11 protein-coding genes are annotated in these 13,139 nt (G+C 41.6%); 7 read left to right on the top strand and 4 right to left on the bottom strand.

Going from position 1 to position 13,139, the window contains the following annotated elements:
- Positions 1–120 precede the first annotated feature (120 nt).
- The 3 genes from V7K25_RS31280 to V7K25_RS31270 all read left to right on the top strand — a co-directional run bounded on the left by V7K25_RS31280 (position 121) and on the right by V7K25_RS31270 (position 4,329).
- Positions 121–1,209 carry a RuBisCO accumulation factor 1 gene (locus V7K25_RS31280; RefSeq protein WP_335163772.1) on the top strand — a complete coding sequence of 363 codons (1,089 nt, stop codon included), beginning with the start codon at positions 121–123 and terminating at the stop codon, positions 1,207–1,209.
- Positions 1,210–1,603: 394 nt separating this feature from the next.
- Positions 1,604–4,006, top strand: a complete 2,403-nt coding sequence (locus V7K25_RS31275) for an ATP-dependent helicase (protein WP_335163770.1) — start codon at positions 1,604–1,606, stop codon at positions 4,004–4,006.
- Between the two features lie 158 nt (positions 4,007–4,164).
- Positions 4,165–4,329, top strand: a complete 165-nt coding sequence (locus V7K25_RS31270) for a hypothetical protein (protein ID WP_335163768.1) — start codon at positions 4,165–4,167, stop codon at positions 4,327–4,329.
- Between the two features lie 777 nt (positions 4,330–5,106).
- Here the strand turns inward: V7K25_RS31270 and V7K25_RS31265 are convergent.
- From V7K25_RS31265 to V7K25_RS31255, 3 genes are all read right to left on the bottom strand, one after another.
- On the bottom strand, positions 5,107–5,352 hold the full coding sequence (locus V7K25_RS31265) for a ChaB family protein (protein ID WP_335163766.1): 246 nt from the start codon (positions 5,350–5,352) through the stop codon (positions 5,107–5,109).
- A 114-nt stretch (positions 5,353–5,466) separates the two neighbouring features.
- Positions 5,467–6,135 carry a DUF1345 domain-containing protein gene (locus V7K25_RS31260; RefSeq protein ID WP_335163764.1) on the bottom strand — a complete coding sequence of 223 codons (669 nt, stop codon included), beginning with the start codon at positions 6,133–6,135 and terminating at the stop codon, positions 5,467–5,469.
- Between the two features lie 333 nt (positions 6,136–6,468).
- The gene (locus tag V7K25_RS31255; RefSeq protein ID WP_335163762.1) at positions 6,469–6,858 is read right to left on the bottom strand and encodes a DUF1499 domain-containing protein; all 390 of its coding nucleotides are present in this window, start codon (positions 6,856–6,858) and stop codon (positions 6,469–6,471) included.
- Positions 6,859–7,044: 186 nt separating this feature from the next.
- Between V7K25_RS31255 and V7K25_RS31250 the strand changes: the two genes are divergently transcribed.
- A complete protein-coding gene (locus V7K25_RS31250; protein ID WP_335163760.1) occupies positions 7,045–8,193 on the top strand; it encodes an alanine--glyoxylate aminotransferase family protein in 1,149 nt (382 codons plus the stop codon).
- Positions 8,194–8,392: 199 nt separating this feature from the next.
- Here the strand turns inward: V7K25_RS31250 and V7K25_RS31245 are convergent, their stop codons facing one another.
- The gene (locus V7K25_RS31245; protein WP_335163758.1) at positions 8,393–10,018 is read right to left on the bottom strand and encodes an iron uptake porin; all 1,626 of its coding nucleotides are present in this window, start codon (positions 10,016–10,018) and stop codon (positions 8,393–8,395) included.
- 388 nt (positions 10,019–10,406) lie between these two features.
- On the opposite strand from V7K25_RS31245, the gene V7K25_RS31240 reads away from it, so the two are divergent.
- The 3 genes from V7K25_RS31240 (at position 10,407) to V7K25_RS31230 (ending at position 13,113) form a co-directional block, all read left to right on the top strand.
- Complete coding sequence (locus tag V7K25_RS31240; RefSeq protein WP_335163805.1) at positions 10,407–11,348, top strand: metal ABC transporter substrate-binding protein; 942 nt, start codon at positions 10,407–10,409, stop codon at positions 11,346–11,348.
- Positions 11,349–11,455: 107 nt separating this feature from the next.
- Positions 11,456–12,232: a metal ABC transporter ATP-binding protein gene (locus V7K25_RS31235; RefSeq protein ID WP_335163756.1), complete on the top strand. Its 777-nt coding sequence runs from the start codon at positions 11,456–11,458 to the stop codon at positions 12,230–12,232.
- An 11-nt stretch (positions 12,233–12,243) separates the two neighbouring features.
- Positions 12,244–13,113 (top strand): metal ABC transporter permease, encoded by an 870-nt coding sequence (locus V7K25_RS31230; protein ID WP_335163754.1) that lies wholly within the window; start codon positions 12,244–12,246, stop codon positions 13,111–13,113.
- The last annotated feature ends 26 nt before the right edge of the window (positions 13,114–13,139 follow it).

Below are 13,139 nucleotides of genomic sequence, written 5' to 3'. Positions count from 1 at the left end.
TAAATTTCTTGGCAAGAACTAGGCAGGTGCAATATATAACTATGGGTAGTTCATAGATTAGAATAAGACTTGCTCATGAGGTATTAATCAACCTCTCAAGTTGAAGCTCGCACTCCGATTATGACTGATCTACCACCCAACGCTCAGAATCCCGAAGAAAATGCTACCAACGATGTAGCACAAGAATTACTGCGAAGGCTGAGGCAAAAACAAGGTAACTGGGTGGAATGGGGAACGGCGATCGCCTCGTTGCTAAAAACCGGTTACAACCCCCAAGACATTTTTGAGGCGACTGGATTTGAGCCGATTCAACAAAATCAGGTAGTTGTTGGTTCTCAAGTTTACAATTCTTTGGAAAAGTTTGGAGTATCGGAAGAAACGCGATCGCACTATTCTACACGCGGCAGTGATGTTTTATATGAACTGCGTTTGCTTACTCAAGAAGAACGCGCCGCCGCCGCCGAACTAATCTTTGTCCACAATGTTGATGCCGATGAGGCACGGGAAATAGCAAAAGCACTTAAAGAATTCTCTTATTACCGCACTTTACCAGAAGGGTTTTCTGCCCATCCTGGGGATGCTGTTGCTCATCAAGTTTGGAAACTGGCACGCCAAAATGCAGATTTACAACAGCGATCGCGCCTAATCGCCAAAGGTTTACGCTTTGCTCACACGCCAGCAGCAAGGCAAAAAATTGAACAGCTACTGACTGATTTTACTACTACTCCCCAGCGTCCAGCGCCAATTTTACCCTTTTACCGTCTGGAATTTGAAGAACAATTACCCCGAATCTTGCCCGTGGTAGGCGAGTTGCCATTATCACGACAAGACTTGCAAGCTGTACCCATACTGACAGAAATTGAACCATTTCGGTTGGTCAAGTTTTCTGGAGAGCAAGCTTGGATACCATTACCAGGTTGGCAAGTGTTATTGGCAGCAGTTGATCCAGTAGTGATTTTAGCAAATAGCGATCGCTTCCCCATCCAAACCCAAAGCCAAATAGGGCCAGTGGTAGTAGTGATAGATCGTGCCCAACGAGAATGGGATGCCTCCAGCTACTTTGTTGTCGAAAATGGTGGTGAATTAGATTTTCAGTGGTTTGAAACTGAGCCAGAAATTTCCTTACTAGGACAAATTATTATCATCGTGCGTCCTAAGAAAATTCTGGATGAAGAATTAACTAAGGATTCCTGGCAGATTGACGAATAATTCAATTTTAGATTTTGGATTTTGGATTGAAGAAGTCTCAACAAAAGCCTAGAAATAGCTTACCTGTTGGCTTCTTCACCCGCGTTTAATTTTAGTTCCAGGCTAATAGCTAAAGTCTACTAAAGTAGACTAAAGATTTTTGACTATATTTAGTCATCTGAAGATGACTTTTGCTATTAGCAAGAAACTTCAGTACCCTGTGGAACATGACTTTTATCTTAAGTTTTTCTGGTTAGTTGGCACTAATAAAAATATAAAATTAGGATAATATAATCTAACATTAAGATGTATATTTAGTGGTCAAAAAAAGTTACGGGTTTGAATCCCCCACTAAAAAATTGCTGAATTGTGAATTCTGCCTTGGAGAATTCTTCTTCAAAATATAAAATCTGATATGTCAGACTCTAAATTTATCGCTACTGTGCCTCAAGAATTACTGCACTCAGAATTGTCTGAACGATTGCCTGTTTCTTCTCTGCGGGAGAAGATTCTCGCAATCCGCAACGGTCTACGTCCTGGACAGCAACAAATGGCTGATTGGCAATCTGGCCCTTTGGCTATTTCTGCCGTTCCTGGTGCAGGCAAATCTACTGGTATGGCGGCAGCGGCAGCGATCGCGATCGCACGCCAGTATGAACGTTCATCCTCGCGCCGTCAGTTGGTAGTTGTCACCTTTACTCGTTCAGCTGCTGCCAATATTAAAGCGAAGATTCGCAAATTTTTACGAGATGATTTATCTCTCCCTCAGACTGGATTTTTTGTTTATACCCTACATGGTCTAGCGTTAAACATTGCCAGTCGCCATCCTGATTTATCGGGTTTGCAGTTAGAAAATGTCACATTAATTACACCAACCCAAAGTCACCGTTTTATCAGAACAGCTGTAGAGCAATGGATTGCAAATAATCCAGGAGGATATTTGCGGTTATTAGAAGGTCATCAATTTGACGGAGAAGAAACAGAAAGATTGCGTCGCCAATCGGTGCTGCGAACAGAAGTATTACCGGAATTGGCTAATACGGTAATTCATGAAGCAAAAAGTTCTGGGATATCGCAAGAATTATTGCAAGAGTGGAGTAAACAAACCACAGACGAATATACAATTTTGAGCGTAGCGGCGGGATTGTATGAGCAATATCAAAACTTAATGCGATCGCGTGATTTCATTGACTACGACGATATGATTTTAGCCGCACTGCGCGTTTTAGAAAACGACAGCGCCCGTCGCATTGAGCAAAACCAAGTATTCGCCGTATTTGAAGACGAAGCCCAAGATTCTAGCCCCCTACAGACGCAGTTGTTAGAAATTTTGGCGAGTGATAGTGATAATAAAGATAACTCCTCACTCCTAATTCCCCACTCCCCACTCAATTTGGTACGAGTTGGCGACCCGAACCAAGCGATTAACTCTACCTTTACCCCAGCCGATCCGATTTATTTCCGGCAATTTTGCGAAGAGTGCGATCGCATCAAACGATTGGCAACGATGGATCAAGCTGGTCGCAGTACTAGAATTATCATTGAAGCGGCGAACTTTGCCCTCAAATGGATCAATAATCAATCCTTAGCAAAAACGAATAACGGACAACAGATTCCTGACAATCGACAAGTACCATTTCGCTTACAGACAATTCGCCCTGTTGAAGTTGGCGATCCGCAAAATAATGCCAACCCAGCACCAGTAGGACGGGGATTAGAACTTTATACTCCGCGTGACATTCATCACACCGTTGAATTGTTATCTCAAAGGGTGATTGAGTTATTTGGCGAAGACCCAACACAACATAGTGCAGCAATTTTAGTGCGAGAAAATCGTCAAGGACGATGGTTAGGAGAGGCTTTAGCACCAATATGCAAAGAGCATAATATTACACTGTACGATGTGGGAGAACGCGATCGCCGTTCCCATGTTCCCCAAGAGATTTTAGCATTACTACAATTTTGCGATCGCCCCCACTCCCCCGATTACCTCAAAGCCGCTTTAGAAGCATTAGTACAGCGCCAGTTAATTCCTACTCAAGACCTCAACGCCCTTGCTAGTCTACCAGAAGAATTTTTGTATCCTGGCCCCCTAGCAGCACCCCAGCCAGAAACAGTCCAAAAAGCTGCTCGGTTGTGTCGCAATTTACTTCGCGCCCGCTTGGAATTGCCTCTATACCAGCTAATTTCCTTTCTCGCCTTGACGTTAAATTACGACCAAGCAGAATTGGCAACTGCTGACAAACTTGCAGAAAGGGTAAATCAGCAGATAGCCGGCAATAGTTCGATGGGGGGAATGCTGTCAGCTTTAAGTGAAATCGTCAGTTCCGAACGGTTTGAACCAGTGGAAACCGAAGATTCGGAAGAACGTTACACTCGTCGCGGTCAACTAACCATTATTACCATGCACAAAGCCAAAGGGCTAGATTGGGATTATGTATTTCTTCCCTTCCTCCACGAAAACTTGATTCCTGGTAGATTTTGGGTTCCTCCCCAAAGCCAGTTTTTAGGAGATTTTACCTTATCAGAAGTAGCCCGCGCCCAAATTCGTGCTGCTCTCCACGGAGAATCTACCATACCAGATGTTACACAAGCATGGGAACAAGCAAAGCATTTGAAAATATCTGAGGAGTACCGTTTACTGTATGTTGCGATGACACGAGCAAAGCGTCTGGTGTGGATGTCAGCAGCGCAGAAAGCCCCCTTTACTTGGAGTAAGCCGGATAATTTACAAGAACAAGCACCTTGTCCGGTTTTTCCGGCATTAAAGCGCCAATTTCCTGAATGTGTGGCGAATTTAGCGGTAATGGCTAAATAAGTGCGATTAAAATTTTTCAGAAATTGATTGGAATACCCAGTTATTAGCGATCGGATTGTGAATATTTGTATAAAATAAGCTATCTAAAGTGAAATTTGCCATTTGAAAATTGGTGTTATAAATTGGTGCTGAGATTTTAATCAGAAATTGATTTACCAATGAAAACCCAACAATTGACAACGACACAAGAAAATAAACCCAGCAAGACAAAAAAACAGTCTTTTCCTGCTATTAGTATTGGTACTCCTAAAGTACCATTTTGCCAATCCAAGAAAACTGTACAACAGCATGAGTTACTCAGTGACTGGGAACACGCGAGTTAATTTAGTAACATACTTTTATACCAACTTACACTATGGTGTCGGCATTTATGCGATTCCCGGTATCGTGTCGGACATTAATCAGGGGAACGCATCTAAATATTGAAGGTTGTGTACTAAGCTGTTGCACCTTTAATTTGCACTAATATTTTTTCAAGATGATTGTGGGGTGGGCATCCTGCCCGCCCTGATAATGCAAGTTATATACGTAACAGCTTACATCTCATATCGTTCCATCTGCGAAGATGCAACCAGCAGACAGCATGGTTAACAAGAGCGTACTACCTATTGCAATCGAAGCATTGGTAGGGAAATGACCGCCTACAGTTTCAACCGTTTATATAATTCTTTCTAAATCAAAAGGATTATCTCTTCCTTCATAAAATTCCAAAACTTGTGCATCAGTTAACTATTTTGCCATCAACTGATAATTATATATAGGACTCATATCTGATTTTTGAACAAAATTGCAAATAAAACCTTGATAAAACGGGCTTTTCAGCCTCAGTATGTTTTCAGAAATCAAATCGGAGTCCTATATTTCATCTTTCATTAGACGAATAGCAATTTCTTCTTGTTCAATTAGCATCTCCTTATATAGATTTTTCTAGCCAATATTTAAATATATTTAAATAAATATAGTTTGTTCAAAATGTCTATTATTTTGCAAAAATTATGAAAAAGCAAAAGGGAATTCCATACCCGCTTCGTAAACATGGAATTCCCTTTAAATTTTGCCTTACCTCTAACAAAATATCCCTATGCAGAGCTTAAATTTAATCAATTGCCACCAGACACAACAGCTTTATCATGTATAGCAGTGTCTTCAGGCTTTCTCTGCCATTTGCCATCGCTGCCTGGTTCGTATTCATTCTTTACACTATTCCAAGCAATTTCACGCGCACTTTGTTCATTTGAACCATTACTTTGAGCAGCATTAAATGCAGCTAGAAAAATCTGCTGTGCGTGTTCGGGCAACTGTTCTCTAATTTCACCAGGCAATTCATTTATTGTTTGATCAGCCATAAACTTACTCCGATTATCTCAAGTTAGGTTCATGTTAAAAAACTTGCAAGACAATTTCCTCTTTCTGAAAGTAGAGAAGCAAATAATCATACTTTTGGCTGAGTTAAGCGATTTTTAAATCAGCGATGCAATAATATTGATGCTCATCGCTAAAATTGTGGTGTTGAAAAAGAAAGATAATATGCCATGTAGCAGAGTCAAGCGTCTCATATCGCGTGATGTCGTCTGCACATCTGAAACTTGGCTAGTCATGCCAACTACAAATGAATAATATAAAAATTCCCAATAGTCTGGATAGTCGTTATGAGGAAAATCTAAACCTTTGGTGATTTCTTCTTTATTATTACGACTAATAGATTTGTAATAGCTGTGTGCATATTGCACTGCAAACATCGTATGCACTAGTAACCAGGAACCAACAATGGTCATAATTGAAAGTATGACATGTAGGTTGAGCAGAATTGTTGACAACCCTTTTTTATTCGTTAGCAAAAACCCGATCGCTAAAACACTAGCACAAGCCGCAGCTATCACCAACAGAAATATAGCTAAATGTCCTTCATATTCATTCTCAGCATAACGGCGAATTTTTTCTGGCGTAGCTTTGATCATTTTCCACCAGGTTACGGCTAAGAAAAAGTCAGCACAAGAGTTCCAAGCGCAGAGAATGCGAGTGGGTAAGTGCAGCCAAGACGGAAGAATTATTGAAACTAATACAGCGAGTCCGACAGCAACGATCAGTCTGGGGCGGGGGTCAAAGTTTTTAAACAAATTAAGTTTCACAAATATCTTGCACCAAGCCGTATAGATTAGAAATCGTACTCTAGTTGCTATCCTTTAGACAACCCGAACCCTTATTTTCACCTTTTTTCCAAAAGTTCGTGGTTTCCTGGTTTAGATTTAAAACGTTTGACAAAAATCTATGCAACTTATAATTGCCGCTTATTAGTTAATGAAAGCATTTTACATAACTAGCGCGATCGCTTTATATTAATCACGGGATTAGATGATTTAGTCAGCAAACCCGATTTAATCAAATTAGTTGTAATTCTCAACTGGGAAAGGGAACGGAATTTGCGACAGCACTCCCAATTTAACCCTCTAAGAAAATAATACTTACTTTAACTTCGCTCTAATCGTCTCTATTCGTTGACGATTAACACCCAAATCGCTTTGACCTAAGCGTGAGGCTGAACGTACTTGAATAACATTAGCATTCCGGTCTAGATAGAATTCTACATCATCCACAAATCCCAGTAAAGCGCTTTTAAATTCTGCATATAAATAATCTTGGTTTTCGGTAATGATTTTAGTTCTTGGTAAAGACTCAATAATCTGTTTAAGATTACTAATCGCTTCTTCTGAGGTCGATGTAAAAGTCAGTGGTGCAATTTTGTGGGTTGCATCAGTACTCTGACTAGAAACACAGTTAGGAGAATTAGGGCAGGGTGCTAATTTACCGTTGCTAATACCCAAATTATTTGGTCGTTTACTAGCAAAAACCATAATTATGTATCCAGGTAAGTGAATAAGTATACTCTCGCACATTTAGTTGAATCACTGTAATACTTTGGCTAATTGCATCTTCTGACAAATGACAGATTAACTAAAATATCGGTGATGCGTTCGCCTCTGGCGTTGGCGAAGCCATCGCTCTATGATTCGTAAGTATCATCTAAGCGAAAACAGATTATGACGCAAACAATTTCAATAAACGACTCTGGGCGCTTGCAACTCACACCGTTAGAAATTCCATCCCGTCTGCTGTTGGGGCCTGGGCCCTCCAATGCTCATCCCGCAGTTCTCCAGGCGATGAATACCTCACCAATTGGGCATCTTGACCCAGCTTTTCTCGCACTCATGGATGAAATTCAATCGTTGCTACGCTACGTATGGCAAACAGAAAACCCACTCACCATTGCAGTCAGTGGTACGGGAACAGCCGCAATGGAAGCAACCATCGCCAATGCTGTAGAACCTGGTGATGTGGTTTTGATTGGTGTAGCTGGTTACTTTGGTAATCGCCTTGTGGATATGGCTGGACGTTATGGCGCGGATGTGCGAACCATTACCAAACCTTGGGGACAAGTTTTTAATCTAGATGAACTCCAAACAGCATTAAAAACTCATCGTCCAACTATTTTAGCTCTAGTTCATGCCGAAACTTCCACCGGCGCATGTCAACCATTGGAAGGTGTCGCTGATTTGTGTGATGAATTTGGCACTTTGTTGCTAGTGGATTCAGTCACAAGTTTAGGTGGTGTCCCCTTGTTTTTGGATGCTTGGGGAGTTGACTTAGCCTATAGTTGTAGCCAAAAAGGGTTAGGTTGCCCGCCTGGTGCTTCGCCTTTTACAATGAGTCCGCGTGCCGTTGAGAAATTACAACAGCGTCAAACAAAGGTTGCAAACTGGTATTTGGATATGTTGTTACTGGGTAAGTATTGGGGCGCTGAACGCACCTATCACCATACAGCACCGATTAATTTATATTATGCATTGCGGGAAGCATTACGTTTGCTTGCAGAAGAGGGATTAGCAAATTCCTGGCAGCGTCATCAGAAAAACGTAGAATATCTCTGGGAAGGGTTGGAGAATTTAGGACTGAGTATGCACGTTGAGAAGCAGTATAGACTACCAACGCTGACTACTGTCTGCATTCCAACAGGGGTAGATGGGAAAGCGATCGCTCGGCAGTTACTCAATGAGCATAATATTGAAATTGGCGGTGGTCTTGGCGAACTAGCGGGTCTTGTTTGGCGCGTCGGATTGATGGGTTTTAATAGTCGTAAGGAAAGTGTTGATCAACTTTTAGCAGCATTACGGCAAGTTTTACCTAAGTAGTTTTCGGGTTAGAGTGGTGCGCTAACATTGTTTGAGAATTAAAGCAAAGCTGATGCTCCACACTTACTTGCTGGGGAGGGGTTAAGGGGTGTGGTGCAATGACTTTGTGGAAATCATAACTAATTATGCGAACATAATATTACACAAAAAATAAAAGACGCAAATTTATCTTTTGCGTCTTCTTTAGAAATTTTGAAAATTAGAAACTGAATGTGGTTCTCAGCGTGCCAATAACAACATCATTGTTGTCATTGTTATGATCTGGCGCTGTTAGCCAGATAATTCCTGGGGTAATGCTGATATTGTCACTCAGGCTATATTGATAGAAACCTTCAATGTGATACGAAGTGTCTGGATCTTTGTTGATACCTGCATTGCTGAGAGAACTGCTCACACTGGTAACTTTAGGTTCCATACCCACAATAATGCCTGCAATATTACCTTTTTTACCAAGATCCGGGAAAGCCAGTGTGACGGCATAGTTCCAGATGTCAGCATCGCCAGGAGTAACTGAAAGGATGCGAGCTTTGGTCAAGCCAGCCCAACCGCCAATCACGAATTTTGAGCTAGGTTGGAAGGATGCTTCTATACCGTAGGAGTTGCTAGAAGCATTTTCCAATATGTTATTAGCGTTATTGCTACCACCACTACCATTAGCAAAAAAATTATTGTTGTAAGCGTTAATGTAGGTTAAACCAAGGGTAATTTGATTGCTAGGCTTAACAGTTAACTGCGCCATAGCACCATAAGCACCGTTGAACAGTCCAGAGCTAGGCTGAGGGCTAGCAGCATCATTAGCTAAATACCCCAAGCTTAGTTCTAGATGATCGCTGAACTCGTGTTTGATTCCTATACCAGTACCATTGACTAGATAATAAATTGGGTTGCGAGTCCCAAATTGGGAAAGGGCGCCGCTACCACCATCACCATCTAGGTAGGGGTTGACTGTGTTAGTAAAATCATCAATTGCACCTGCGTTTGCTTCCAGGGTAACGTTTGTTTTCTTACCGAGAGGAAACTGATATAACAACGCATCAATTCCAACATTATTTCTGTTGTCACCGGGGATAGCAAATCGGAAGTCACCTTCTGGTGTAAAGGTCGCAGTGTTAGAAAAGAAGTCTAGGTTTGTTGCTTGAAGTCGTGTTCTGAGTAAATCTTGACCAGTGAAACTGGTGTCGAAATTCAGACGCACGCGATCTCCAAGGACAGTATTTTGATTTACTTTTTGACCATTAACTGTATTTCCACTTATGACACTCGCGATCGCTATTACCACTTCTCCATTCAGCTTGGTTGTGGTTGAGAACTGATTCGCCTCCAATTCAGCAGTTTTAGCTTCAACTGCATCCACACGACCTCGGAGTATCGCCAGTTCGGCTGCAAAATCTTCTTGCAGCTTTTGTAATGTGGCTAAATCTTGTTTCTTAACTAAATCGCCTGTGGCTGTAGCAATAAGTTCGTTAACCCGATCGAGACAAGCATTCAAACCAGCCGCAAACTCATATCGCGTTAATGCTCGATTACCGCGATAAGTGCTATTTGGGTATCCTGCAATACACCCATAGCGCTCAACCAGCGATTGCAATGCTTGAAATGCCCAGTCGGTAGGTTGTACATCGGAAAATTGAGACACGGAGGTAACTTGCGCCATTGGCTGATCTGGCGCGATGTTCGTAGCTCTTGCATCTGGATTAGCCAAAACTTGCGGTTGATTGATTTCAGACTTTCCCGATGTTTCACCTGCAAATGTAGCAGTATTAAAAAATAGTATGACACCGCAGACTGCTGGACTAACTAGCAGATATTTCCAGAATTTTTGCATTTCTCTCCTCACACTGGTATCCAACTCACACCCAAACCACGTTTTTTAAACGCGTATTTTATGAGAATATTTCTCGGCAATCTTATCAGAATTAAGTAACCTTTTTAACAAAAAAAGTCAAGAAATCCTAATTATTCAGGCAAAACTAAATTGCAGAGGGTTGTACCGTCTGAAAAAGTCTTGTTGTTATTCATTACACAGGAAACCCAGAATAATATTATGTGCTTAAAATGAGAATGAGAATTATTATAGTGTAAACTTGTCAATAGGAATTTTGGCAGAGGCAGAGTCAGCATCCGTTTTGGGGAGAAAATACGTGATTGTGAATTCTAGAAGAATTAGAACAAGCAAGCAAAGAAGCGGCATCTTGCCCATAATTGCTTTGCTGATGTTGTCAATGACTGCTGGCTGTAGCCAATCGAATCCGAATCAGGGAACAACTTCCGAACAGTCGCCGCAAGCACAGGAAGCTGCTTCTACCCCATCGGTGCAGTTGGGAAAAACTAAAATAGTGACAACATTTTTGCCGATATATTTGTTTACTAAGGCAGTAGCTCTTAATGTGGCAGATGTAGAAATTCTAGTGCCACCTGGTACGGAGGTGCATGAATATCAAGCGACACCCGAAAATGTCAAAGCGATCGCAACTGCGAATGTGTTAATAAAAAATGGTTTAGGTTTGGAGGGATTTCTAGAAAATACTGTTAAAAATGCCCAAAATAGCAAATTAGTTGAAATTGATGCAAGTATTGGTATTAAGCCCTTAAATGAAATTTCACCCGTCGTAAAAACGGCCCAAGAGGAAAAAGATGAGGAACATGCCCAAGGTAATCCTCACGTTTGGTTAGATCCAGTTTTGGCAAAACAGCAGGTAACTAATATTCGAGATGGATTAATCGCTGCTGACCCAGCGAACAAAGCAACTTATGAGGCGAATGCTGCGACTTATATTAAAGAATTAGAAAGTTTAAATAGCGAATTTAAACAGACTTTGCAGAAAACTCCTAGTTGTACCTTTATTACCTTTCATGATGCGTTTCCATATTTAGCTAAACGTTATAACCTCAAGCAAGTTGCTGTGGTACAAATTCCCGAAGATCAGCTTTCACCAACGGATGTGCAAAATGCAGTCAATGCGGTGAAAAAGTACAAGGTTAAAGCTTTATTTAGCGAACCAGGAGTAGATAACAAACTTCTATCCAGCCTTTCCAAAGATTTAAAATTAACTTTGCGTCCTCTGGATTCACTAGAAACTGGCGAAACAGATCCACAGCATTATTTCAAGGCTATGAAAGCTAACTTGCAAACTCTGCAAACGGCATGTAAATAGGTTTGTCATTTGTCAGTTGTCCTACCCTGCGGGTTCAGCAGTCGTTTGCAAATGACCAATGACCAATGATTAATGACTAATGACCAATGACTAATGACCAATGACCAATGACTAATGACATTGCTATTTTAAAAGTAGAAGGATTAACTGTCTATCAAGGCAGCTATCTAGCTGTTCGAGATGTTTCTTTTGAATTATTGCCAGGAACAGATACAGCTATCGTCGGCCCTAATGGTGCTGGTAAAAGTACTTTAGTGAAAGCAGTTTTAGATTTAATACCTCGAAGTTCTGGTACGATTCAAATTTTCGGTCGTCCAATTGCAAGACTGGGGCGTTTACGTAACTTGTTGGGCTATATGCCGCAAAACTTCATTTTTGACCGCAGCTTTCCCATTTCTGTCAGCGAATTAGTAGGACTTGGATGGGACAAGGAAACGAAAAAAGGGGATTTATTTTTCTCTCGGCTGTGGAGACAAGACCGAGAAAAATCGGCAGCCGTAGGAGAAGCTTTACGGCGAACCGATGCTTATCATTTACAGCACCAAGCTATTGGTACTCTTAGCGGTGGTCAACTCAAGCGGGTTTTATTAGCTTATTGTTTGGTAATGCCTCGCAAACTCCTGGTGCTCGATGAAGCCTTTGCTGGTGTTGATGTGCAAGGTTCAGCAGATTTTTACGCTTTGCTAAATGAATTAAAGCGGCAGGAAGGTTGGACGGTATTGCAAGTCTCTCATGATATTGATATGGTAAATCGCCATTGCGATCGCGTGCTTTGCCTGAACCAAAGTATTGTTTGTACTGGTAAGCCAGAAATTGCTCTCTCACCGCAAAACTTGTTAGCAACCTACGGCCCAGGTTTCAGCCGTTACCAGCATCAACATTAATACCCACAAGTATGAATTTCTTCAATGATTGTCAGATAGCAAGGCTAGCGATCGCCAGTAGCAATGACTTGATAAGCTTGTTAACATTCCCTTTTATGCAGCGTGCGATCGTCGGTGCTGTGTTAATGGGAATACTTGGCGGGATGTTGGGTAGTTTTGTCACCTTACGCCAGTTATCTTTTTTCAGCCACGCGGTTGGTCATGCAGCATTGGTAGGTGTGGCATTAGGGGTGCTGCTACAAATAAATCCGACTTGGATGCTGTTACCTTTCACGTTGGTTTTTGGGGTTATTGTCCTCTACTTCATCGACAAAACCGACTTAGGTAGCGATAGCGTTCTTAGCATAGTGCTATCTGGGGCATTAGCGATCGGTGTGATTCTCACTAGCTTAATTAAAGGATATCGTGGCAACTTGATGGCTGTGCTGTTCGGCGATATTCTAGCGATCGATACCACCGATTTGATTTTGACGCTGCTAGTACTTGTGGGAGGCAGCATATTTTTATTATCAACCCTGCGCCAGCAAATTTTATTAACTCTTAACCCCGATGTAGCCCAAGTTCAAGGTATTCCCGTCCAGTTGTACCGATATGTCTTTGTGGTCTTGCTTTCACTCGCCGTTGCTGTAGCGATTAAAGCTGTCGGCGTTTTACTGGTGAATGCGTTTTTGGTGATTCCCGCCTCTACCGCCAAACTGATGAGTCATCACTTTAGCCGCTTTCTAATCATGTCGGTAATAGTTGGTTCCATCAGCAGCATTGCTGGCATCATTGTGTCAGGTATTTTTAACTTTGCTTCTGGGCCAAGTATTGTTCTTGTTCAATTTCTGCTATTTGTAGCCGTTTTTATCTGGTTTAAGTTGAATTTGAAAGCCGCATAAATCTTTTTTCTCCAAGGGCTTGCTAT

Source organism: Nostoc sp. (assembly GCF_036919495.1).
Taxonomy (GTDB): Bacteria; Cyanobacteriota; Cyanobacteriia; order Cyanobacteriales; family Nostocaceae; genus Nostoc.
This window is presented reverse-complemented; position numbering and strand designations above follow the sequence as displayed.

Bases quoted from the DNA above. Each gene is read 5' to 3' on its own strand.
- V7K25_RS31280 (WP_335163772.1), top strand. From the start codon at position 121: ATGACTGATCTACCACCCAACGCTCAGAATCCCGAAGAAAATGCTACC.
- V7K25_RS31275 (WP_335163770.1), top strand. From the start codon at position 1,604: ATGTCAGACTCTAAATTTATCGCTACTGTGCCTCAAGAATTACTGCAC.
- V7K25_RS31270 (WP_335163768.1), top strand. From the start codon at position 4,165: ATGAAAACCCAACAATTGACAACGACACAAGAAAATAAACCCAGCAAG.
- V7K25_RS31265 (WP_335163766.1), bottom strand. From the start codon at position 5,352: ATGGCTGATCAAACAATAAATGAATTGCCTGGTGAAATTAGAGAACAG.
- V7K25_RS31255 (WP_335163762.1), bottom strand. From the start codon at position 6,858: ATGGTTTTTGCTAGTAAACGACCAAATAATTTGGGTATTAGCAACGGT.
- V7K25_RS31250 (WP_335163760.1), top strand. From the start codon at position 7,045: ATGACGCAAACAATTTCAATAAACGACTCTGGGCGCTTGCAACTCACA.
- V7K25_RS31245 (WP_335163758.1), bottom strand. From the start codon at position 10,018: ATGCAAAAATTCTGGAAATATCTGCTAGTTAGTCCAGCAGTCTGCGGT.
- V7K25_RS31240 (WP_335163805.1), top strand. From the start codon at position 10,407: ATGTTGTCAATGACTGCTGGCTGTAGCCAATCGAATCCGAATCAGGGA.
- V7K25_RS31235 (WP_335163756.1), top strand. From the start codon at position 11,456: ATGACTAATGACATTGCTATTTTAAAAGTAGAAGGATTAACTGTCTAT.
- V7K25_RS31230 (WP_335163754.1), top strand. From the start codon at position 12,244: ATGAATTTCTTCAATGATTGTCAGATAGCAAGGCTAGCGATCGCCAGT.